This is a genomic window from Geomonas agri, from assembly GCF_020179605.1.
Taxonomy (GTDB): Bacteria; Desulfobacterota; Desulfuromonadia; order Geobacterales; family Geobacteraceae; genus Geomonas; species Geomonas agri.
On sequence record NZ_JAINZO010000002.1, the window covers coordinates 205,482 to 229,190 of the forward strand.

The 23,709-nt window shown below is 62.1% G+C and carries 17 protein-coding genes; 15 read left to right on the forward strand and 2 right to left on the reverse strand.

From position 1 onward, the window contains the following. The first annotated feature begins 82 nt into the window (after positions 1 to 82). From K7R21_RS12355 to ybgC, 13 genes are all read left to right on the forward strand, one after another. Entirely contained in the window at positions 83 to 1,276 is a 1,194-nt protein-coding gene (locus tag K7R21_RS12355) for an acetylornithine transaminase (protein WP_224983624.1), read from the forward strand. A 193-nt stretch (positions 1,277 to 1,469) separates the two neighbouring features. Beyond that, complete coding sequence (argF, locus tag K7R21_RS12360; RefSeq protein ID WP_224983625.1) at positions 1,470 to 2,381, forward strand: ornithine carbamoyltransferase; 912 nt, start codon at positions 1,470 to 1,472, stop codon at positions 2,379 to 2,381. Positions 2,382 to 2,438: 57 nt separating this feature from the next. After that, positions 2,439 to 3,659 (forward strand): argininosuccinate synthase, encoded by a 1,221-nt coding sequence (locus tag K7R21_RS12365; RefSeq protein ID WP_224983626.1) that lies wholly within the window; start codon positions 2,439 to 2,441, stop codon positions 3,657 to 3,659. Positions 3,660 to 3,720: 61 nt separating this feature from the next. Continuing rightward, positions 3,721 to 4,152, forward strand: a complete 432-nt coding sequence (locus tag K7R21_RS12370) for an NUDIX domain-containing protein (RefSeq protein WP_224984894.1) — start codon at positions 3,721 to 3,723, stop codon at positions 4,150 to 4,152. A 171-nt stretch (positions 4,153 to 4,323) separates the two neighbouring features. Continuing rightward, on the forward strand, positions 4,324 to 5,463 hold the full coding sequence (locus tag K7R21_RS12375) for a hypothetical protein (RefSeq protein ID WP_224983627.1): 1,140 nt from the start codon (positions 4,324 to 4,326) through the stop codon (positions 5,461 to 5,463). A 46-nt stretch (positions 5,464 to 5,509) separates the two neighbouring features. Next, the gene (gene argH / locus K7R21_RS12380) at positions 5,510 to 6,886 is read left to right on the forward strand and encodes an argininosuccinate lyase (RefSeq protein ID WP_224983628.1); all 1,377 of its coding nucleotides are present in this window, start codon (positions 5,510 to 5,512) and stop codon (positions 6,884 to 6,886) included. After that, on the forward strand, positions 6,886 to 7,656 hold the full coding sequence (locus tag K7R21_RS12385; protein WP_224983629.1) for a fibronectin type III domain-containing protein: 771 nt from the start codon (positions 6,886 to 6,888) through the stop codon (positions 7,654 to 7,656). Before argH ends, K7R21_RS12385 begins: the two co-directional genes overlap by 1 nt. 90 nt (positions 7,657 to 7,746) lie before the next feature. Further along, complete coding sequence (gene gatC, locus K7R21_RS12390; protein WP_199390778.1) at positions 7,747 to 8,034, forward strand: Asp-tRNA(Asn)/Glu-tRNA(Gln) amidotransferase subunit GatC; 288 nt, start codon at positions 7,747 to 7,749, stop codon at positions 8,032 to 8,034. Between the two features lie 12 nt (positions 8,035 to 8,046). After that, positions 8,047 to 9,504: an Asp-tRNA(Asn)/Glu-tRNA(Gln) amidotransferase subunit GatA gene (gatA, locus tag K7R21_RS12395; protein WP_224983630.1), complete on the forward strand. Its 1,458-nt coding sequence runs from the start codon at positions 8,047 to 8,049 to the stop codon at positions 9,502 to 9,504. A 166-nt stretch (positions 9,505 to 9,670) separates the two neighbouring features. Continuing rightward, positions 9,671 to 11,110, forward strand: a complete 1,440-nt coding sequence (gene gatB, locus K7R21_RS12400; protein ID WP_224983631.1) for an Asp-tRNA(Asn)/Glu-tRNA(Gln) amidotransferase subunit GatB — start codon at positions 9,671 to 9,673, stop codon at positions 11,108 to 11,110. Between the two features lie 127 nt (positions 11,111 to 11,237). Next, the gene (gene mtnA / locus K7R21_RS12405) at positions 11,238 to 12,278 is read left to right on the forward strand and encodes an S-methyl-5-thioribose-1-phosphate isomerase (protein ID WP_224983632.1); all 1,041 of its coding nucleotides are present in this window, start codon (positions 11,238 to 11,240) and stop codon (positions 12,276 to 12,278) included. Then, a complete protein-coding gene (gene glnE / locus K7R21_RS12410) occupies positions 12,275 to 15,493 on the forward strand; it encodes a bifunctional [glutamate--ammonia ligase]-adenylyl-L-tyrosine phosphorylase/[glutamate--ammonia-ligase] adenylyltransferase (protein ID WP_224983633.1) in 3,219 nt (1,072 codons plus the stop codon). Before mtnA ends, glnE begins: the two co-directional genes overlap by 4 nt. A gap of 194 nt (positions 15,494 to 15,687) precedes the next feature. Then, positions 15,688 to 16,098, forward strand: a complete 411-nt coding sequence (gene ybgC / locus K7R21_RS12415; RefSeq protein ID WP_224983634.1) for a tol-pal system-associated acyl-CoA thioesterase — start codon at positions 15,688 to 15,690, stop codon at positions 16,096 to 16,098. Positions 16,099 to 16,183: 85 nt separating this feature from the next. Here the strand turns inward: ybgC and lspA are convergent, their stop codons facing one another. Both lspA and ileS read right to left on the reverse strand, forming a co-directional pair. Further along, on the reverse strand, positions 16,184 to 16,690 hold the full coding sequence (gene lspA, locus K7R21_RS12420) for a signal peptidase II (RefSeq protein ID WP_224983635.1): 507 nt from the start codon (positions 16,688 to 16,690) through the stop codon (positions 16,184 to 16,186). A 145-nt stretch (positions 16,691 to 16,835) separates the two neighbouring features. Next, positions 16,836 to 19,613: an isoleucine--tRNA ligase gene (ileS, locus tag K7R21_RS12425; protein ID WP_224983636.1), complete on the reverse strand. Its 2,778-nt coding sequence runs from the start codon at positions 19,611 to 19,613 to the stop codon at positions 16,836 to 16,838. Positions 19,614 to 19,863: 250 nt separating this feature from the next. Here ileS and K7R21_RS12430 point away from each other — a divergent pair, with 250 nt between their 5' ends. Together K7R21_RS12430 and K7R21_RS12435 are read left to right on the forward strand one after the other, a co-directional pair. After that, a complete protein-coding gene (locus tag K7R21_RS12430; RefSeq protein ID WP_224983637.1) occupies positions 19,864 to 21,684 on the forward strand; it encodes a KUP/HAK/KT family potassium transporter in 1,821 nt (606 codons plus the stop codon). An 88-nt stretch (positions 21,685 to 21,772) separates the two neighbouring features. Next, positions 21,773 to 23,590 carry a KUP/HAK/KT family potassium transporter gene (locus K7R21_RS12435; RefSeq protein ID WP_224983638.1) on the forward strand — a complete coding sequence of 606 codons (1,818 nt, stop codon included), beginning with the start codon at positions 21,773 to 21,775 and terminating at the stop codon, positions 23,588 to 23,590. Positions 23,591 to 23,709: the final 119 nt, after the last annotated feature.

Genomic DNA, 23,709 nt, shown 5'->3' on the forward strand with positions numbered 1-23,709 from the left:
TAGAGACTGGTAAAACCAGCGGTCTTCGCCTTTGCTAGCCCTTGGTCCCAAGCCCCTGGTCCCGTTTTTAAGGAGTTTAGTTATGAATTCATCTGCCTGGATAGAAAAGGCTGACAAATACATCATGAAGACGTACGGCCGGTACCCGCTGGTGCCGGTGAAGGGCGAGGGGTGCTACCTCTGGGACGCGGACGGCAAGCGCTACCTCGACTTCCTGGCCGGGGTCGCTGTCAACAACCTGGGACACTGCCACCCGAAAGTTATCGCGGCGCTGGCCAAGCAGGCGGCGGAACTGATCCACTGCTCGAACTACTACCACATCCCGACCCAGATCGAGCTGGCTGAACTTCTGTGCAACCTCTCCTTCGCCAACAAGGCCTTCTTCTGCAACTCGGGCGCCGAGGCGAACGAGGCGGCCATCAAGCTGGCCAGGAAGTACAGCCGCGAGAAGTTCGGGCTCGACCGCTACGAAATCATCACCGCCATCTCCTCGTTCCACGGCCGCACCATGGCCACGGTCTCGGCCACCGGCCAGGAGAAGGTGCAGAAATTCTTCGATCCGCTCCTGCATGGCTTCCGCCACATCCCCTTCAATGACGCCCAGGCACTCAGGGATGCCATCGGACCAGGCACCTGCGCCGTAATGCTGGAACCGATCCAGGGCGAAGGTGGCGTGGTAGTTCCCGATGCTTCCTACTTCCAGGAAGTGCGCAAGATCTGCGACGAGAACAACCTGATCCTCATTTTCGACGAAGTCCAGGTGGGGATGGGGCGCACCGGCAAGATGTTCGCCCATGAGCACTTCGGCATCACCCCGGACATCATGACACTCGCCAAGGCGCTGGCCGGCGGTGCGCCGATCGGCACCATGCTCGCCACCGACAAACTGGCAGAATCCTTCACCCCGGGCACCCACGGCTCCACCTTCGGCGGCAACCCGCTGGTGACCGCTGCGGCAGTGGCGACGGTACGCGCCATCCAGGAAGAAGGGATCCTGAACCACACCGAGGAGATCGGCGAGTACCTGATGGGCGAACTCGAGGCTTTGGGCAAGAAGTTCCCGAGCCTGATCACCGAGGTGCGCGGCATCGGCCTCATGATCGGGGTGGAGCTGGCCATCCCCGGCGGCGACATCGTCAAGACCGCCCTCTCCCGCGGGCTGTTGCTGAACTGCGCCCAGGAGAAGGTGCTCCGTTTCGTCCCGCCCCTCATCGTCGGGAAGAAAGAGGTGGACGAGATGATCGCCACCTTGTCGGAGATTCTGGCCGAACTGTAAGTGAGGCGCCGATCGATCCCCTCGTCCTTCGGGAGAGGGGCTGGGGGTGAGGGTGTTGCCCCCGACTGTGATAGCACAAAAACAAGAAGCTCCCTCACCCCAACCCTCTCCCAGAGGGAGAGGGAGTGAGTGGACATAGAGCTGTAACGCCGCCTGTCGGCCATCTAAAAAAAGAGAAGCGAGAACCAGCGATATGAAAAAAGACTTCCTGGCACTGAGCCAGTTCACCAAGGCCGAACTGGACGCCATGTTTGCCCTGTGCAAGGACCTGAAAGCGAAGACCAAGAACCGCGAGGAGCACCACCTCCTCAAGGGCAAGTCGCTGGCCATGATCTTCGAGAAATCCTCGACCCGCACCAGGATCTCATTCGAGGTCGGCATGTACCAGCTGGGGGGGCACCCGCTCTTCATCTCCAGCAAGGACTCCCAGATGGGCCGCGGCGAGCCGATCAAGGACACCGCCCGCGTCATGGCGCGCTACTGCGACGGCGTCATGATCCGCACCTTCGCCCAGGAGACCGTGGAAGAGTTCGCCAAGTACGCCTCCATCCCGGTCATCAACGGCCTCACCGACCTGCACCACCCCTGCCAGATCATGGCCGACGTGTTCACCGTGATCGAGCACAAGGGTAGCTACGACGGGCTCAAGTTCGCCTGGATCGGCGACGGCAACAACATGGCCAATTCCTGGATCGAGGCCGCCGCCATCTTCGGCTTCGACCTGACTCTCGCCTGCCCGGAAGGGTACGACCCCAACCCGCAGGTTATGGCATGGGCCAAGGCGAACGGCTCCTCCAAGATCGTGATCACCCGCGACCCGAAAGAAGCCGCCAAGGACGCCGACGTCTTGAACACCGACGTCTGGGCCAGCATGGGACAGGAAGAGGAGCAGAAGATCCGCGAGAAGGCCTTCGCCGGCTATCAGCTGGACGAGCAGCTGCTCGCCCTGGCCAAGAAGGACGCCCTCGTGCTGCACTGCCTCCCGGCGCACCGCGGCGAGGAGATCAGCGACGGCGTCATCGAAGGCCCCAACTCGGTGGTCTGGGACGAAGCGGAGAACCGCCTGCACGTGCAGAAGGCCATCATGGCCACACTGATGAAATAATCCGACCGGCCGCCCCGTACGGGACGGTCAGAGCGATCAACGACCAAAGGAGAACCCATGGCAAAGAAAGAAGTGAAAAAGATCGTCCTCGCCTACTCGGGCGGGCTTGACACCTCCATCATCCTCAAGTGGCTCAAAAACGAGTACGGCTGTGAGGTGGTGACGTTCTCCGCAGACCTGGGCCAGGGCGACGAGCTCGAGCCGGTACGCGAGAAGGCATTCAAGACTGGCGCCGACAAGGTGTACATCGACGACCTGCGCGAAGAATTCGTGCGCGACTTCGTATACCCGATGTTCCGCGCCAACGCGATCTACGAGGGCTCCTACCTGCTGGGCACCTCCATCGCGCGCCCGCTGATCGCCAAGCGCCAGATGGAAATTGCCAAGATCGAGGGCTGCGACGCCGTCTCCCACGGCGCCACCGGCAAGGGCAACGACCAGGTCCGCTTCGAGCTGGCCTACTACCACTTCAACCCGGCCATCACCGTGGTCGCACCGTGGAGGGAGTGGAAGCTGAACTCGCGCCAGGCGCTGATCAACTACGCCAAGCGCAACGACATCCCGATCCCGATCACCAAGAAGCGCCCCTGGTCTTCCGACCGCAACCTGCTGCACATCTCCTTCGAAGGGGGCATCCTGGAGGATACCTGGCTCGAGCCGCCCGAGAACATGTTCGTGCTCACCAAGGCTCCGGAGAAGGCACCGAACAAGCCGCAGTACGTCGAGATCGAGTTCGAGAAGGGTAACGCGGTTGCCGTCGACGGCGTGCGCATGACCCCGGCGCAGTTGCTGGCGCACCTGAACACCATCGGCGGCGAGCACGGCATCGGCCGCGTCGACCTCCTCGAGAACCGCTCGGTCGGCATGAAGTCCCGTGGAGTCTACGAGACCCCGGGCGGCACCATCCTGCGCGAAGCCCACATGGCGGTCGAGCAGATCACCATCGACCGCGAAGTCATGCACCTGCGTGACTCCCTGATCCCGCGCTACGCCGAGATGATCTACAACGGCTACTGGTTCTCCCCGGAGCGCGAGATGATGCAGTGCCTGATCGACGACTCCCAGAAGACCGTCAACGGCGTCGCCCGCCTCAAGCTCTACAAAGGGCACGTGCGCACCGTGGGCCGCAAGTCCGAGAGCGACTCCCTGTTCAACCTCGACTTCGCGACCTTCGAGAAGGACCAGGTCTACAACCAGGCGGACGCCGAGGGCTTCATCAAGCTGAACTCGCTGAGGCTCAGGATCCGTTCCCTGATGATGGCCAACAAGAACAAGTAGTTGAGCTGGCAGTAAAGGAGGGTCATAGGGGCACGAGGCTTTCGTGCCCCTATCCGCTTATATGGAGCAAAACGATTTCAAGGCCAGCCACATAGTCACCTCGGTGGTTGCGGTCATCATCGACAGCGATGGCCGGGTGCTCCTCACCAAGAGGAACATCCCTCCCTTCCAGGGGGAGTGGGTGATGCCGGGTGGCAAGATCGACCTCGGTGAACCGATCGTGGCGGCGCTCAAGCGCGAGGTCTGGGAAGAAGTGGGCCTCGAGGTGGAAGTGGGCGACCTCATCGACGTCTTCGAGCACGTGACGCCGGGTGAGGACAACTACCACTTCATCATCATCTACTACCGCTGCACGCCGCTTTACTGCGACGTGAACCATAACAAGGACGAAGTGGCCGAGGCCCGCTGGGTCGAGCCGGCCGAGTTGGCGACCTACAAGATACCGGCCGGCGCCCGCTTTATCCTCAGTAAGATCTTTACGGGTGGTACCTGAAAAGCCTTTGTTAACGCAAAGACGCAAAGCCGCAAGGTAAAACCGGTGAGTTGCCTTTCAGTTTTTTCCTGGTGTCTTAGCGCCTCCGCGTCTTTGCGTTAAATTAGCGATTTGCAGTCCGCTGTTCATTGTCAATTGTGCATTGTCCATCGTCAATTGGGGTCCCCGCCCATGGTCAAGATCGTCGAGAAACATGTCCAGCTCGATTTCCCTCTGGGTCATCACCTGCACTGTCTCATCGCCCAGATCCCGAACCGGCTGCAGCGCCGCGACCACCTGTTCTCCCTGGTCAACCCGGAGGAGCAGTGGCACATGGTACGCAGCGTCATGGATCTGGTGGCCGACGGCGCGGGCAACCTGAAGCGGCTACATTTCCTGATGTTCCCGGAGACCTCGGTCCCGGTCTCCCACTTCGACGACCTGCTCGACGTGATTGCGGAGCGCTTCCGCCCCAACACGGTGACCATGTTCGGCATGGAGCAGATCCGGCTGGAACAGTACCGGGCCCTTTTGACCCGCTTCCAGGATGACAACGCCGAAGCGCTGGAGGGTGTGGAACGCGACATCGATTCGGGCGACATCCTCGGCATGCCGGTCAACTGGTGCTGCATCGCCATCAAGGAAAGCAGCGGTCGCCTGCGGGTTTTCCTGGAGGCCAAGACGCACCCCTTCCGCGGCGAGGAGTTCCTGGACAAGGACCACGACCTGTACCGCGGTCGCCATTTCTACCTGTTCCGCGGTGAGCCGGCCTGCTTCAATTTCATGACGATCATCTGCCTTGATTACCTCTACCGGGACCTCTACTCCTCCAACATCAAGCAGATCATCGATCACTCCAACCGGCTCTTCTTCACCATGAGGCAGTCGCTGGACGCCCTGTTCGTGATCCAGTGCAACCCAAAGCCCGAGCACCGCGCCTACCGCGACGTGGTGACCGGCTTCTACGGAGAGTACCTGGAGGACACCCCTGGGGTGCGCGAGACGGTGACTGTCTTCGGCAACTGCTCCGACGAGAGCGAGATCGAGGGGGTGCGCTGCGAGGGGTGCTACGGGGTTTCCTTCGTGGCCATCAGCGCACGCCACAAGATGTCGCCGGTCCAGGGACGGGAGTTCGCCAGCGACGACTTCGGCGGCGCGCCGGTGTGCCGCTTGAGGTTCGGCACCGGGACCAGGCTTTTCTACTTCAACCTGCCGCTCTATCACGAACTCGACCCGAGAAGTTCGCGGGTGCCGTTGAAGGTGCACACGGTGCTGCGCTGGACCGATGACGGCTGGATCAAGGCGAGCGGCGGTGAGGAGCAGGTTTTTTAAAGGAAGTGCAGTTCTAAAAATAATCGGCAGCAGGAGATCGAAAGACATGTCCAAAGACAAACTGTGGGGTGGCCGTTTCACCCAGCCCACCGACAAGTTCGTAGAAGAGTTCACCGCCTCCATCAACTTCGACAAGCGCCTGTACCACCAGGACATCCGCGGGTCCATCGCCCACGCCACCATGCTGGGCAAGCAGGGGATCATCCCGGTTAAGGACGTAGAGGAGATCGTGCACGGCCTCAGGGAAATCCTGGACAAGATCGAGGCAGGCGAGTTCGACTTCTCGGTCTCCCTGGAAGACATCCACATGAACATCGAGGCGCGCCTCTCCGAGAAGATTGGCGACGCGGGCAAGAGGCTCCACACCGGCCGCTCCCGTAACGACCAGGTGGCGCTCGACATCCGGCTCTACCTCCGGGACGAACTGGTGGAGATCTCCGCCTACATCGACCTTTTGATCGACGCCCTCATCTACCAGGCGGAGCAGAACCTCGGCGTCATGATGCCGGGCTTCACCCACCTGCAGACCGCGCAGCCCATCCTCTTCTCGCACCACATGATGGCCTACCACGAGATGCTCAAGCGCGACAAGGGGCGCATGGAAGACTGCCTGAAGCGCACCAACGTGCTGCCGCTGGGCGCCGGCGCGCTGGCCGGGACCACCTTCCCCATCGACCGCGAGTACGTGGCGGAACTGCTCGACTTCCCCGAGGTGACCAGGAACTCGCTCGACTCGGTTTCCGACCGTGACTTCGCCATCGAGTTCTGCGCGGCATCCTCCATCCTGATGATGCACCTGTCCCGCTTCGCCGAGGAACTGATCCTCTGGTCCACCAGCGAGTTCAAGTTCGTCGACCTCTCCGACTCCTTCTGCACCGGCTCCTCCATCATGCCGCAGAAGAAGAACCCGGACGTCCCGGAGCTGGTCCGCGGCAAGACCGGCCGCGTCTACGGCAACCTGATGGCGCTCCTCACCCTGATGAAGTCGCTCCCCCTGGCCTACAACAAGGACATGCAGGAGGACAAGGAGCCGCTGTTCGACACCATCGACACCGTCAAAGGGTCGCTCAAGATCTTCGCGGACATGGTGCGCGAGATGAAGGTGAACGAGGCGCGCATGAAGACCGCAGCCGCTGCCGGCTTCTCCACCGCGACCGACGTGGCCGACTACCTGGTGAGAAAGGGGATCCCGTTCCGCGACGCCCACGAAATCGTCGGCAAGGCAGTGCGCTACTGCATCGAGAACGAGATGGACATCCCGGAACTGTCCCTGGCGGAGTGGCAGATCTTCTCGCCGCGCATCGAGGATGACATCTTCGGCTCCATCACCCTGGAGGCTTCGGTCAACGCACGCCGCGCGACCGGCGGCACCGCGCTCGAGTGTGTCAAGGCCGAGATCGCCCGCGCCAAGGAAGGGCGGTAATGACGGCCGTTCGCGGATTCCTGCCGGCCCTGTTCCTGGCCGCCGCGCTTACCCTCAGCTCCGGCTGCGCCAAGAAAGGGCAGCTGATCCCGCCCGAGGCGCTGGTCCCGGCGCCGATCGGCTCGCTGGCCGTGGCACAAAAGGGGGCTGAATTCCAGGTGAGCTGGAGCGGACCGGGCAGGCTGGAAAAGGGTGGCAAGCTGGAGGATCTTTCCGGCTTCCTGCTCTACCGGCGCAACGTGCTCCCTCCGGCGCAGGACTGCGAAGAATGCCCCAGTGCCTACAAGCAGCTGACGCTGGTCGACCTCGACCTCCCCAAAGCGGTGCGCCAGGTGGGCGGCCTCTGGATCTACGACGACTTCGATCTGAGAAAGGGGCAGGCCTACCAGTACAAGGTGCGCTCATTCACCAAGAGCGGCGCGCAGAGCAAGGACTCCAACAAGGTGCGGCGCACGGCGGTCACCCCTCCCCTCCCGCCGGTACTGGAGGCAGCGGGCTCGCCCAACGAGGTGACCTTGAATTTCGTGGGGCTCCCCCCGGAGCAGGGCGTGGCGGCCGGATACAACCTGTACCGGAGCAAAAAGGGTGAGCCTTTGCCGCTCGCCCCGCTCAACAAGGCGCCGCTGACCGGCAACACCTACCAGGACAAGGACGTCATCCTCGGGATCACCTACAACTACGCCGTGACCAGCGTCGCCACCGTCGACGGCCAGACCGTCGAGAGCGCCCCGTCCAACGTCACCGAAACGGGGCTGGTGCTTCCGGACTAGGTGCCGTTGCCTTTTCAGCCCTTTCATGATAATAACCGGGAACATCTTTTAACATCACGACGCCCCGCCAGGGGCGCATTTGGAGCAGGTATGAAGATCACGAGAAGTGAGGTGGAGCACGTAGCCAGGCTGGCGCGGTTGGAACTTTCCGACAGCGAGCTGGACACCTTCACCGGACAGATGGACGGCATCCTCGCCTACGTGGAGAAACTGAACGCACTGGATACCGAGGGGATTGTACCGACCTCGCACGCGGTGCCGATGGAGAACGCCTTCCGCCCCGACCAGCCCGCCGATTCCATCGGCGTGGAAGCGGCCCTCGCCAACGCGCCGCTGCGCGCGGAAAGCTTTTTCAGGGTGCCCAAGGTCATAGAATAGGAGTGTTTTGCAATGGAAATTTTCGACCTTACCATACACGAGCTGCACGAGAAGCTTAAGGCGAAGGAGGTCTCCTCCGTCGAGGCGACCCGCGCCATGCTGGAGCGCATCGAGGCGGTGGACGGCCAGGTGAACGCCTACATCACCGTCACCCCCGAGCAGGCGCTGGTCGAGGCGGAAGCCGCCGACAAGCGCATCGCCGCCGGCGACATCGCGCCCCTCACCGGCATCCCCGTCGGCCTGAAGGACATCTTCATCACCAAGGGCATCCGTACCACCTGCGGCTCCCGCATCCTGGAAAACTTCGTCCCCCCCTACGACGGCACCGCGGTCGCCAAGCTCAAGGAGCAGGGCGCGGTCATCGTGGGCAAGCTGAACCAAGACGAGTTTGCCATGGGTAGCTCCAACGAGTCCTCCTACTTCGGCCCGGTGAAGAACCCCTGGAACCTCGAGTGCACCCCGGGCGGATCTTCCGGCGGTTCGGCCGCCGCCATCGCTGCGCGCACCGCGACCGCGACCTTGGGCACCGACACTGGCGGCTCCATCCGCCAGCCCGCGTCGCACTGCTCCTGCGTCGGTCTCAAGCCGACCTACGGCAGGGTTTCCCGCTACGGCGTGATCGCCTACGCCTCGTCGCTGGACCAGGTCGGCCCGCTCACCCGTGACGTCACCGATGCAGCACTCCTCCTGGGTGCCGTGGCCGGGTACGACCCGAAAGACTCCACCTCGGTCAACACCCCCGTCCCCGACTACGTTGCCGGCCTTGCCACGGGCGTCAAGGGGCTGAAGATCGGTCTCCCCAAGCAGTACTTCATCGAGGGGCTCGACCCGGACGTGAAGCGGGCCATGGACGAGGCGATCGCCCTGTACAAGAGCCTGGGCGCCGAACTGCGCGAGGTGAGCCTGCCGCACACCGAGTACGCCGTGGCCACCTACTACCTGATCGCCACCGCCGAAGCCTCCTCCAACCTGGCCCGCTACGACGGCGTCCGTTTCGGCCACCGCGCCGAGGATGTCCGGGGCCTGAAGGAGATGTTCGCCAAGACCCGCGCCGAAGGCTTTGGGTCCGAGGTGAAGAGAAGGATCATGCTGGGCACCTACGCCCTCTCCTCCGGCTACTACGACGCCTACTACGTCAAGGCCCAGAAGGTCAGGACCCTGATCATGCAGGACTTCCTGAATGCCTTCAACGAAGTGGACGTGCTGCTGACCCCGATCGCGCCGACGCCCCCCTTCAAGATCGGCGAGAAGCTAGCCGACCCGCTGCAGATGTACCTATCCGACATCTTCACCATTCCGGTGAACCTGGCCGGCACCTGCGGCATCAGCATCCCGGCCGGGTTCAGCGCGGGGGGGCTCCCGATCGGGCTGCAGCTGATCGGCAAGCCCTTCGGCGAAGCGACCGTCCTCTCCACCGCCTACGCGTTCGAGAGGGAGACCCAGTGGCATCTGAAGAAGGCGCCGCTGTAACCTTTGCCCCCTCCCCTGCCCTCCCCCTCCGGGGGAGGGAGCAGCAACTCCCACCTTGGGAGTAGAGTCAACTCCCACCGTTTGGGCGAGGGTCGACTCCTCCCCCTGGAGGGGGGAGGCCGGGAGGGGGGAAGCATCACCGAGAAAAAACTCGTCGGAGCTATCTATGAAATATCAGGTTGTCATCGGGCTTGAGGTGCACACCCAGCTCACCACCAACACCAAGATCTTCTGCGGCTGCTCGACCCGCTTCGGCGCGGAGCCGAACTCCCAGACCTGCCCGGTCTGCCTCGGCTTCCCCGGTGCACTGCCGGTCCTCAACAAGCAGGTGGTGGAAAACGCCATTCTCGCGGGCCTCGCCACCAACTGCTCCATCACCCAGAGAAACGTGTTCGCCCGCAAGAACTACTTCTACCCGGACCTCCCCAAGGGGTACCAGATCAGCCAATTCGACCTTCCCATCTGCCAGCACGGCCACCTGGACATCGAGGTTGACGGCGAAACCAAGCGGATCGGCATCACCCGCATCCACATGGAGGAGGACGCCGGCAAACTGGTGCACGCCGACATCCCCGGGGTGGACGATTCCTGCGTCGACCTGAACCGCGCCTGCACGCCGCTTCTCGAGATCGTCTCCGAGCCGGACATGCGTTCGCCGGACGAGGCCATTGCCTACCTGAAGAAGCTGCACCAGATCGTCATGTACCTCGGCATCTGCGACGGCAACCTCGAGGAGGGGAGCTTCCGCTGCGACGCCAACGTCTCACTGATGCCGGTCGGCTCGACCGTCTTCGGCACCCGCGCTGAACTGAAGAACATCAACTCCTTCAAGTTCATCAAGCAGGCCATCGAGTACGAGATCGAGCGCCAGGCGGAGATCCTCGACGACGGCGGCAAGGTGATCCAGGAAACCCGTCTCTTCGACCCGAACACCGGCACCACCCGCTCCATGCGCGGCAAGGAAGAGGCCCACGACTACCGCTACTTCCCGGACCCGGACCTCGTTCCGGTGCTGATCCCGGACCAGTGGATCGAGGACGTGCGCGCCACCCTGCCGGAACTGCCGGAGGCTAAGCGCGCCCGCTACGTCGCAGAGCTGGGCCTGCCCGAGTACGACGCCGAGGTACTGGTGTCCAGCCGCGAGTTGGCTGCCTACTACGAGGAGACCGTCGCCCTGTTCCCGCAGGCGAAGACGGTGTCCAACTGGGTCATGGGCGAAGTCTCCCGTGCGCTCAACGAAGACAACAACCGCTCCATCACCGACTGCGCTGTGACGCCGGCACTCTTGGCCGACCTGTTGAAGCTGATGGAGAAAGGGACCATCTCCGGCAAGATCGCCAAGACCGTCTTCGACGAGATGTACAAGACCGGCAAGGCACCGGAGAAGATCGTCGAGGAGAAGGGGCTGGTGCAGGTTTCCGACACCGGCGCCATCGAAGCGATGGTGGACGAAGTGCTCAAGAACAACCCGGCCCAGGTCGAACAGTACCGTGGCGGCAAGGAAACCGTCTTCGGCTTCTTCGTCGGTCAGGTGATGCGCGCTTCCAAGGGCAAGGCCAACCCCGCCGTGGTCAACGAGCTGCTGCTGAAAAAGCTTAACGGCTAAAGACAAAGGCGTTTAACAGGGATGAAGGGGATAAAAAGGGATAGAACAAACGATTTGCTTTATCCCCTTCATCCCTTTTATCCCTGTTAATTGCTTTTGGTTTCAACGTAAAGGAACGAGGTACCACATGTCCTTCAGAACCATAGAGTGGCGCGACAACAAGGTGATCATGATAGACCAGACCCGGCTCCCCGCCGAGGAAGTCTACAACGAATACACGGACTTCCAGGGGGTCGCCGAGGCGATCCGCGGCATGGTGGTCCGGGGCGCTCCCGCCATCGGCATCGCCGCCGCCATGGGGGTCGCGCTGGGCGCTCGCGAGATCATCGCGGACAGCTTCGACACCTTCTACCGTCAGCTCGAGAACGTCTGCGACGTGCTCGGCCGCACCCGCCCCACCGCGGTCAACCTGTTCTGGGGACTGGAGCGCATGAAGCGCGTCGCGCTGCAGCACAAGGAACTCGACCTCCACTCCATCCGTGAAATCCTCAAAGCCGAGGCGATCAGCGTCGAGGCCGAAGACCTCGCCATCTGCAAGGAAATCGGCCGCCACGGCGCCGCCTTGGTCAAAGAGGGGGCCTCCATCCTGACCCACTGCAATGCGGGGGGCCTCGCCACCGCCGGCTACGGCACCGCGCTGGGCGTCATCCGTGGCGCGCACGAGGCGGGCAAAAACATCCGGGTCTTCGCCGACGAAACCCGCCCCTGGCTCCAGGGCGCACGCCTCACCGCCTGGGAGCTGATGAAGGACTCGATCCCGGTCACCCTCATCTCCGACAACATGGCCGGCTGGCTCATGAAGAGTGGGCAGATCGACTTCTGCGTGGTCGGCGCCGACCGCATCGCCGCCAACGGTGACACAGCCAACAAGATCGGCACCTACTCAGTCGCCGTCCTGGCCAAGGAGAACCGGATCCCGTTCTACGTGGCCGCACCGATCTCGACCCTGGACCTGAAGCTCGCCAACGGCGACCAGATCCCCATCGAGGAGCGCAACTCCGAAGAGGTCACCAAGGTGCAGGGCGTCAGCATCGCACCGGAAGGGGTCAAGGTGAGAAACCCCGCCTTCGACGTCACCCCCGCCCGCTACATCACCGGCATCATTACCGAAAAAGGGGTGGTGCGCGGTGACTACGAGAGGGAGCTTAAGGCACTGGTCGGGCTATGAGCCGCCTCGCCGACCTGGCCGCGCTGCTGCTCTCCGCGCTCTCCGAGCCGGACAAGGGCGACCTGTCCCACCAGCTGGAACAGGTCGGTTTCAGCTACGGCGCGCGCACGGTCGAAAACCTGAGACTTCTCTCTGAGGTGCTGCCCGGCGAGCGCTTGGTCGAACTGGCGCTCGCCGCACTCTCCACGCCGCTGCCGGACATGGCGCTCAACGGCTTTGAACGCATCAGCACCGTGGTCCCCCGCGAAGCCCTGCTGGAGATCTGCTCCCGCCGCGCCCTCAACACCCAGTTGATGAACATCTGCGGCTCCTCCCCCTTCCTAACCAACATCATCTGCCGCGACCCATCCTACCTGCAGCGCCTTTTCGTCGAGCGCGAAATCATGCTGCGCCGCAGTGAAGAAGAAATGCTGCAGGCCCTGCGCGATCGCATCCCGCAGGGAACCAGCTACGCCGACCTCTTCTCCCACCTGCGCCGCTTCAAGTACGCCGAGATGCTGCGCATCGCCGCACGCGACCTCAACGGGCTCGCCCCCCTGGAAGAAGTCACCGGTGAACTCTCCTCGCTCGCCGCTGCCACCCTGCAAATTGCCTACGAGGCAGCCTTCGCCCAGCTGGTGCAGGAGCACGGCACGCCAATGGAGCAGACCCCGAACGGCCCGGTCACTGCCGAATTCACCATCATCGGCATGGGCAAGTTCGGCGGCAGGGAGCTCAACTTCTCCTCCGACATCGACCTGATCTACTTCTACTCTTCCGACAAGGGGGAAAGTATCGGCATCCCGGACGGACGCGGCGGGTTCAAAAGCAAGCTCTCCCTGCACGCTTTCTTCGTGAAGCTGGCCGAGATGGTGAGCCGTGCCATCTCCCAGGTCACCGAGGACGGCTTCGTGTTCCGCGTCGACATGGGGCTCAGGCCCGACGGCAAGGCCGGGGACCTCGCCAGCTCCATGCGCTCCGCCGAGGTCTACTACGAGGCCTGGGGCCAGTCCTGGGAACGCGCCGCCATGATGAAAGCGCGCCCGGTTGCCGGCTCCATCGAACTGGGCGAAAGGATCCTTGCCGCACTGACTCCATTCATCTACCGCCGTTACCTCGATTACAACCTGATCGAAGACATGATGGCGATGAAGAAGAAGATCGATGCCTCTCTTGCCCGCAACCAGGAGGGAGAGGTCAATATCAAGCTCGGGCGCGGCGGCATCCGGGAGATCGAATTCTTCATCCAGGCGCTGCAGCTGGTCTACGCCGGCAAGAACCCGCAGCTGCGCGAGCGCAACTCGTTGAAGGCCCTGCAGACGCTCTACCAGGCGCACCTCATCAAGGAAGGCGACTGCACCGCCCTCTCCGACGCCTACCGCTTCTTGCGCACCGTCGAACACCGGATCCAGGTAGTGCAGGAGCGCCAGACCCATGCCCTGCCGCGCAAGGACGAGGAACTGCACGCGCTGGCCCGGCGCTGCGGCTATCTCAGGAAAGACGGTCTGCAGCGCTTCCGCGAAACGCTCGAGGGGCACCGCCGCGCCGTCTCCGCCATCTACGGCGATCTATTCCTGTCCCGTGACGAGAAGATCAAGGAGGAGGTGCTCCCCGAGGTGCACTTCTTCTTCGACCACAACGCCGATCCCGACCTCATCAAGGACATGCTCGAGGAGCGCCATTTCGAACACCCCGATGCTGCCTACGAGAACCTCTTGGTTCTGCGCGACGGCCCAGCCAAGGTGAACCTTACCGAACAGGGACGGCGCACCCTGGAGAAGATCGCCCCGCTGTTCTTGCAGGAGGTCTTCCACAGCCCCGACCCCGACCTGGCGCTGGCCAACCTGGAGCGCTTCCTCTCCTCGCAGCGGACCCGTTCCTCGATCTACGCCCTTTTGGCCGAGAACCGCGACATCCTGAAGCTCCTCACCTCCATGTTCGGCATGTCCGAGTTCCTCTCCAAGATCTTCATCGGGCACCCGGAGCTGTTGGACAGCATGACCACGCACGGCTATGCCTACCTCCAGAAGGAACGGGCGACCATGGCCAAGGAGCTGGACGATTTCATCACCCAGGCCGACTGCTTCGAAGAAGAGCTGGACGCCATGCGCAGCTACCGCCACGAGGAGTTCCTGCGCATCGGTATGAACGACATCTACGGCAAGATGAAGCAGCCCGAGGTGGCGCAGCAGTTGACCGACCTGGCCGACGTCACCCTCGCCGCTGCCTGCTGCATAGCGACGGGCGAATTGGCCCGGTTCGGCCGTCCCATGGTGGTCGACGAGGACGGCAGCAGGCACCAGGCGGCCTTCGCCATCGTCGCCATGGGCAAACTGGGGGGCTTCGAGCTCAACTACCATTCCGACCTGGACGTCATCTACATCTACGACGGCCAGGGGTTCACCGACGGCGAGAAGAGCATCACCAACCGCGAGTACTTCGCCAAACTCGGGCAGAAGATCATCCTGGTGCTGACCACCCAGACCCGTGAGGGGTACGCCTACAAGATCGACACCCGGCTGCGCCCCTCCGGCAACGCCGGCCCGCTTGTCACCTCCATCGAGGCCTTCGAGACCTACCACGCCACGGAAGCACAGATCTGGGAGCGCCAGGCGCTCACCAAGGCGCGGGTCACCTATGGCGATCCACGACTGAAGGAGAAGGTGGAAAAGATCATCGAGGGGACCGTGTACGGCGCCAGCGCCGACGACTCCGTGCGCAAGGAGATCCACCGGCTCAGGATGCGCATGGAGAACGAGCTGGCCAAGGAATCGACCGGCAGCTACAACATCAAGACCGGCCGCGGCGGCATGGTCGACGTCGAGTTCATCATCCAGTTCCTGCAACTGAAGTACGGCTGCGAGCACCGCGAGATCCGCAGTTGCAACACCCTGGCAGCGATGGACGCCATGCGCATACAGGGGATCATCACCGAACCCGATTTCCAGTCACTCGCCGAAGGGTACCGTTTCCTGCGCCGCCTGGAGAACCGTCTGCGCATCATCCACGACTACTCGATGAACGACCTGGGCGGGCCGCTCAAATACCTGAACAAGCTGGCCAGGAGGCTCGGCTACGACCCTATGCTGAAGAACCCGGGACAGGCGCTGATGGCTGATTACGAGCGGGTCACCGAGGCGGTGCGTGAGGTGTACGGCAGGATTCTTGGGGGCGAAGCGGCAAGCGAACAGGCGGCCACAGATGCACAGTCCCCTCCCCCGGAGGGGGAGGGTTAGGGAGGGGGAAATCCCCGCGCGGAAAAGACTTGGGCGACGCCGGGTAGCGGCTTCGCTCAAAAATCCCCCTTCCCAACCTCCCCCCTCCGGGGGGAGGAGCATCCTGGCCGTCCCCTCGCCCTCTGGGAGAGGGGCAGGGGAGAGGGCTACATGGACAGATCCCCTCCGGGGGTCTTTTTTATTGAGGAGGCTACATGGAAGTACGGATTTACTACGAAGACACCGATGCGGGCGGGGTGGTGTACCACTCCAACTACATAAGCTACATGGAAAGGGCCAGGACGGAATTTCTCAGGACGCACGGCCTGTCGGTGCGCGAGATGCACGACATGGGGATCATCTTCCCGGTGGTGGCCATCGAGGCCAACTTCCGGGCGCCGGCCCGGTTGGACGACCTCCTGGTGGTGCGCACCCAGATCGCGACGCTGAAGAACAGCTCATTCATGGTGGCGCAGCAGGTGGTCAGGAAGGAAGACGACAAGTTACTGGTGGAGGCGAAGGTGACACTGGCCTGCGTCAGCCCGGAGATGAAGGCACGACGCCTGCCCAACGAGATCAGGGAGTTGTTCACGAGGTTGTTGGAGGAGAGCCAGCAGGAAGGTTGAGATCTGCACCTTTCCCCCCTTTCGCAAAGGGGGAAGGTCGAAGATCTAAGGGGACAGGCACCTGGCGGAGCCAGTCCCCTAGGGGTCAGTTGGCGTCCGAGGTGGGTGGGGTCTTCTTGTCCCGGCGCTCCTCGAGCAGCATGTCGACGGCGAGGATGAAGACACCGACGCAGATGGCGGAGTCGGCGATGTTGAAAGCGGGCCAGTGGTGCCCTTTCCAATGCACGTCGAGGAAGTCGATGACCTCGCCCAGGCGCACCCGGTCGATCATGTTGCCCAACGCACCGGAGAAGATCAGCGACAACGAGGCGACGTTCCAAGTCTGGTTGTCCCGCATTTTGCCAACCGCCACCAGGATTACGATGACCGCGATGCTGGAAACCAGCAGAAAGAAAGGAAGCCGGTAGCTCGAAGAGGCCAAGATCCCGAAGGCGGCTCCCTTGTTGCGCAGATAGGTGATGTTGAAGAACCCCTCGATGACGGGATAGGAGCTGTGCAGGGTCATGCTCTTGTCGATGTAGACCTTGCTCCACTGGTCCAGGACCAGCACCAGCGCCGAGACCGCTGCGAGGATGATGTATTTCGGTTTCATAGGGTCCTTTAGAAGATGGTCCCGAGGTCCCCTCTCCCTCCGGGAGAGGGCCAGGGTGAGGGTATCGCCGATGGCACCGCCCTCACCCGCCCTGCGGGCACCCTCTCCCATAGGGAGAGGGTAATCCAATCAAAGATTTAGCTACCTATTTCACAGCGGCCAGGCATTTCGGGCAGATGCCCGGATGGCCGGCGTCTTCGCCCAGCTTCTCGCTGTAGCACCAGCAGCGCTCGCACTTCTCACCCGGAGCCGCGCTGACACCCACCTCGAGTCCTTCCACCCCTTCCGCAACGTAGACCTCGCCGGAAACTGCGCCGGCAAGCTCCGCCTTGGAAACGATAAAGATCTCGGCGAGCTGATCCGCGTAATCCTTCAGAAGCACCTCGGTCTCGCCGGAGGCCTTGATGGCGACGGCGGCGTCGAGGGAGTGCCCGATCACTTTCTTCACGCGGGCAAGTTCGAGCGCCTTGGAGACCTCGGAGCGGATCTTGATGATCTTCTCCCAGCGCACTGCCAGCGCCTCATCCTTGACCTCGGGGGTGAGCGCCGGGAAGAGCGCCACGTGCACGCTCGACTCGCGGGTGCCGGGCATCTCGGCCCAGACTTCCTCGGCGGTGAAGGAGAGCACCGGCGCCACCATGCGCACCAGGGCGTCAAGTACCTTGTACATGACGGTCTGGCCGCTTCTCCTGGCCAGCGAATCCTTCTTCGAGGTGTAGACGCGGTCCTTGAGAATATCGAGGTAGAAGGCGCTCATCTCGACGGTGCAGAAGCCGTTCACCGCGTGGTACAGGATGTGGAACTCGCTGTCGGTGTAGGAGGCGAGCACCTTCTCCTTCAGAAGCTCGAGCTGGTGCATGGCCCAACGGTCCAGCTCCGGCATCTGCTCGAACGGGACGCAGTCGGTGTCCGGGTTGAAGTCGTGGATGTTGCCCAGGATGTAGCGGCAGGTGTTCCTGATGCGGCGGTAGCTCTCGGAGAGCCGGGTCAGGATCTCCTGGGAGATGCGCAGGTCGTCGCGGTAGTCCTGCGCGGCGACCCAGAGGCGGAGCACGTCGGCGCCGAACTTCTTGATGACGTCTTCCGGCGCCACCACGTTGCCCACGGACTTGCTCATCTTGCGGCCGGCGCCGTCCATGACGAAGCCGTGGGTGAGCACGTTCTTGTAGGGGGCGCGGCCGCGGGTGCCGACGCTGGCCAAGAGCGACGAGTGGAACCAGCCGCGGTGCTGGTCGCTTCCTTCCAGGTACATGTCGGCCGGAGAACCCAGGTTGTCGCGCAGTTCGAGGACGGCGGCGTGCGAGGTGCCGGAGTCGAACCAGACGTCGAGGATGTCCCCTTCCTTCTCGAACTCGTTCTTGCCGCAGGAGGGGCAGGTGGTCCCTTCCGGCAGGAACTTGGCGGCATCCCAGTCGTACCAGATGTCGGAGGTGTGCTCGGCGAAGAGGTCGGCCACCTGGTGCATGATCTTGCCGTCAGCCATGACGTGGCCGCAGCTCTTGCAGTAGAAGGCCGCGATGGGCACGCCCCAGGAGCGCTGGCGGGACACGCACCAGTCCGGACGGTTCTCGATCATGCCGTAGATGCGCTCGCGGCCCCACTTCGGGATCCAGTTGACGTTGTTGATCTCACTGAGTGCCTTGCCGCGCAGGTCGTTCTTCTCCATGGAGATGAACCACTGCTCGGTGGCGCGGAAGATGACCGGCTTCTTGCAGCGCCAGCAATGCGGGTAGGAGTGGGAAATCTCCTTGGAGCCCAAAAGCGCGCCGACCTCGGTCAGCTTCTCGATTACGTTCTTGTTGGCGTCGAAGACGAACTGGCCGCCGAAGAACTCGATGTTTTCGTAGAAGCGGCCGCGGTTGTCGACCGGGTTGTAGATATCGAGTCCCGAGGCGAGGCCCAGCTCGTAGTCTTCCTGGCCGTGGCCGGGCGCGGTGTGGACGCAGCCGGTGCCGGCTTCCAGGGTGACGTGCTCGCCCAGGAGGATGATGGAATCCTGATCGTAGAACGGGTGGCGGGCCAACTTCTTCTCCAGGATCTTGGACGGGAACTTGGTCAGCACGGTCCCCTCGGCGCCGATCTCCTTCAGGAAGCTCTCCTTGAGGCCGTCGGCCACGATGACCACGTCGCCGCTGTTCAGCGCGAGCGCCACGTAGTCGAGCTCCGGGTGCAGCGCGATGGCGAGGTTCGCCGGGAGGGTCCAGGGGGTGGTGGTCCAGATGACCATGGACGGCTTCTTGCCGGCCAGCTCAGGCACCGCGCCGCCCAGGTCCTCTTTGAGCGGGAACTTTACGAACACGGACGGGGACTTGTGGTCCGCGTACTCGACCTCGGCCTCGGCCAGCGCCGTGCCGCAGGAGGAGCACCAGTGTACCGGCTTCTTCCCCTTGTAGAGGCCGCCGTTCTCGGCGAAGGTGGCCAGTTCGCGGGCGGTGGCGCCCTCGTAGCTCGCATTCATGGTCAGGTACGGTTCGTTCCAGTCGCCGAAAATGCCCAGGCGCTCGAACTCGGCGCGCTGGATGGCGACGAACTTGGCGGCGTACTCGCGGCAGAGTTTGCGCATCTCCAGCTTGGAGATCTCGTGCTTCTTGGAGCCGAGGTTCTTCTCCACCTGCAGTTCGATGGGGAGGCCGTGGCAGTCCCAACCCGGCACGTAGGGGGCGGCGAAGCCTTCCATGCGTTTGCTCTTCAGCACGATGTCCTTGAGGATCTTGTTCAGCGCGTGGCCGATATGGATATGACCGTTGGCGTAGGGAGGGCCGTCGTGCAGCACGTAGCGCGGCTTGCCTTTGCCGGCCTCCTCGATCTTGCTGTGTATGTCAACCTCAGCCCACTGCTTGAGCATTTCGGGCTCGCGCTGGGGAAGATTCCCCTTCATCGGGAAGTTGGTTATCGGGAGATTAAGAGTATCTTTGTAATCCATGTAAACGGCCTCCGCACTGTCTATTTAAGCCATGAGAGAAACGACTTAAGCTACAAGCAATGGGGAGGAATGTCAAGCGCAAACAAGGATTTCCGCACCTTACGCCATTGTTGCCCCCCCAGCCAGCGTGTAGGTTTTTTCGAAGGGGAGGTGACAAATCCAACGGCAATGGTGTATAAATCCCTGCACCGTTCAATGCGTCTAATCAGTTACGTCCTGTGACAGTCTTTTCTTGTCCCGTTGGAGTTTTATGAGTCAAAAAACCGAGCTTTCTTACTGGGGCGGTATTGTCAAGGCACTGGGCCTCGTGTTCGGGGACATTGGCACGAGCCCCATCTATACCCTGACCGTCGTATTCGCGATGACCAAGCCCACCGTGTCCAACGTGTACGGCATCCTCTGCCTGGTCTTTTGGACCATGACCATTCTGGTCACGGCGGAGTACGCATGGCTCGCCATGAGCCTCGGCAAGAAGGGTCAGGGGGGCGAGATCGTGCTCCGGGAGATTATCATCAAGCTCTTCCGGCAGGGGCGCGTGCTCGCGTTCGCGGGATTTCTCTCCTTCCTGGGGGTGTCGCTCCTTTTGGGCGACGGCGTCATTACCCCCGCCATCTCGATCCTCTCGGCGGTCGAGGGCCTGCTGTTCATCCCCGGGCTCGAGGCGACACGGCAGGGGGTGCTGGTCGGCATCGCCGCACTCATCGCCATCACCCTCTTCTTCGTCCAGTCGCGCGGCACCGACAAGATCACCGGCATCTTCGGCCCCATCATGATCCTGTACTTCGGCTCTCTCTTCGTCTCGGGCCTGGTTTCCGTTTCGGGTACCCCGGAGATCGTGGGTGCCATCAACCCCGTGCACGCCATCAACTTCTTCCGCGAAAACGGCATCGCCGGCTACTTTGTCCTCTCCGAAGTGATCCTGTGCTCGACCGGCGGCGAGGCCCTCTACGCCGACATGGGACACCTGGGCAAGAAGCCGATCATCCGCGCCTGGTACTTCGTTTTCGCCGCGCTCTACATGAACTACCTGGGGCAGGGAGCGCACCTGCTGCAAAATCCCGACAGTAAGAACATACTGTTCTCCATGATCCAGGGCCAGTCGTCGCTGCTGTACATCCCGTTCCTGGTCCTCACCATCTTCGCCACCATCATCGCGTCGCAGTCCATCATCAGCGGGGTTTTCTCCATCGTGTACCAGGGGATCACCACGCGCCTCATGCCACTGTTCAAGGTCGACTACACCTCGACCCACATGCAATCGCAGATCTACATCGGCGCGGTGAACTGGACCCTCATGTGCGCAGTCATCTTCGTCATGTTCTTCTTCCAGAAGTCCGGCAACCTCGCCGCGGCCTACGGCATGGCGGTCACCGGCTCCATGACCATCACCGCCATCATGATGATCATGGTATTCTCAAAAACTACGAAGAAGTGGAAGGTCCCAATTGTAGCGGCCATCGCCGTCATCGACGTGATCTACTTCACTTCGACCTTCCCCAAGTTCGTACACGGCGCCTACTGGTCCATCATCCTGGCCTCCATCCCCTTCATCACCATCCAGGTCTGGACCCACGGCCAGCGCCACCTCTACCGCGCCCTGCGCCCGCTCGACCTGGACATTTTCCTGCTCTCCTACGAGCAGATCTACGCCAAGGCCAAGAACATCCCGGGCAGCGCTCTCTTTTTCATCAAGGCGCTCGACGTGATCCCCCCCTACATCGTGCACTGCATGATCCGCTCGAACATCATCTACGAGAGGAACGTGCTCATCTCCATCGTGCGCACTGATGAGCCCTTCGGCAACATCGCCCGCCACAAGAAGGACGTTGGGACCGGGCTTGAGTTCTTCCAGATCAGCGCCGGCTACATGGAGGTGCTGGACATCGAGAAGCAGTTGAAGGAACACGGCATTCAGGAGAAGGTCATCTTCTACGGCGTCGAGGACATCGAGACCAAGAACCCCGTCTGGAGACTCTTCGACCTGATCAAGAAGGTCACCCCTAACTTCGTACAGTTCAACAAGCTTCCCGCCGCCAAACTGCAAGGGGTGGTGACGCGGGTGGAAATGTAGATACACCGGAACTTTGCGCGGTTTTTCTTGTCACCGGTGCAGAGCGGTGCTATAAGTTGCGCGCTGTTACCAACCGGAGGCGTGCTCCATGCAGAAACACGAACAATCATACTGGGGCGGTGTAGTGAAATCGATGGGCCTGGTTTTCGGCGACATCGGCACGAGCCCCATATATACCCTTTCCGTCATCTTTGCCCTCACCAAGCCCACCCCCGATAACATCTACGGCATCCTGTCGCTGATCGTGTGGACCCTGTTCGTCCTGGTTACCGTAGAGTACGCCTGGCTCGCCATGAGCCTCGGGCGAAAGGGTGAGGGTGGCACCATCGTCTTGAAGGAGATCCTGGTCCGCATGCTCAAGGGGGGGCGCGCCCTGGGGTTCATCGGTCTCCTTTCCTTCGTCGGGGTCTCGCTCTTATTGGGCGACGGCGTCATCACGCCGGCAATTTCCATTCTCTCCGCGGTCGAGGGTCTGGAACTAATCCCCGCCACGGCCAACCTGTCTGAGGGGGGCGTGATTCTCATCGCCGCCACCATCGCCGTGATCCTCTTCATTTTCCAGTCCAAGGGAACGGACAAGGTGGCGGGCGCCTTCGGCCCCCTGATGGTGCTCTGGTTCTCCGCCCTCACCGTCTCCGGGGTGATCGCCATCTCTGCGCACCCGGAGGTGATCAAGTCGCTGTCACCCTGGTACGCCATCAAGTTCTTCCTCGACAACGGCATGTCGGGGTTCTTCGTCCTCTCCGAGGTGATCCTGTGCGCCACGGGGGGCGAGGCGCTCTACGCCGACATGGGGCACCTGGGACGAAAGCCCATCGTTCGGGCCTGGTACTTCGTGTTCGTAGCGCTGGTGATCAACTACCTGGGCCAGGGTGCCTACCTGCTGGAGCACCAGCACGACAAGAACACCCTGTTCGCCATGATCCACGGCCAGTCCCAGGTCCTGTACATACCCTTCCTGCTGCTCACCATCCTGGCTACCGTGATCGCCTCCCAGGCCCTGATCAGTGGCGTGTTCTCCATCATCTACCAGGGGATCACCACCAGGATCATGCCGCTCATGAAGGTGGACTACACCTCCAGTCACCTGAAATCGCAGATCTACATCGGCTCGGTGAACTGGACCCTGATGGTGCTGGTTCTCTTCATCATGTTGCTCTTCAAGAAGTCGGAGAATCTGGCCGCGGCCTACGGCCTCGCCGTTACCGGCAGCATGGCCATCACCGGCATCATGATGACCATGATCTTCGCCAACACGACCAAGAAGTGGAAGGTCCCCATTGCGATCGCCGTCACCCTGGTCGACTTCGTGTTCCTGATCGCCAACCTGAACAAGCTGCCGCATGGCGGCTACTGGTCGCTGATCCTCGCCTCCATCCCGTTCCTGACCATTCTGCTCTGGACCAAGGGGCAGCGCGCACTGTACCGGGCGCTCAAGCCGCTGGACGTGGAGACCTTCCTCATGTCCTACGAGCAGATCTTCGCCAAGCAGCGCACCATCCCCGGGACCGGCCTGTTCTTCACCCGCGAGTGGGCCGTGGTCCCCCCGTACGTGGTGCACTGCATCATCCGCAGCAACATCATCTACGAGCGCAACGTCTTCATCTCCATCATCAGGACCGACGAGCCGTTTGGGGTCTCCTACAAGCTGACCGAGAACAGGGGCAGCGGGCTGGACTCCTTCGAAATCTTCGCCGGCTACATGGAGGTGATCGACATCGAGACGCTCCTGAAGAAGAACAACATCCACGAGAAGGTCATCTTCTACGGCGTCGAGGACATCACCACCAACAACCCGATCTGGAAGGTATTCAACGCCATCAAGAAGCTGAGCCCGAACTTCGTCCAGTTCAACCAGCTCCCCGCCAGCAAGCTGCAGGGGGTTTTGACCCGGGTCGAGATGTAACCGACGGGAGTGCCGAAGCGTCCCCGCCCCCGGAGGGGGAGGGGTTGCGCCCACCCGCTTTTCTTGGTGACAACGCACCACAGGCTAATAAAAAAGGGCCGCCCCCTCGATGGGAGCGG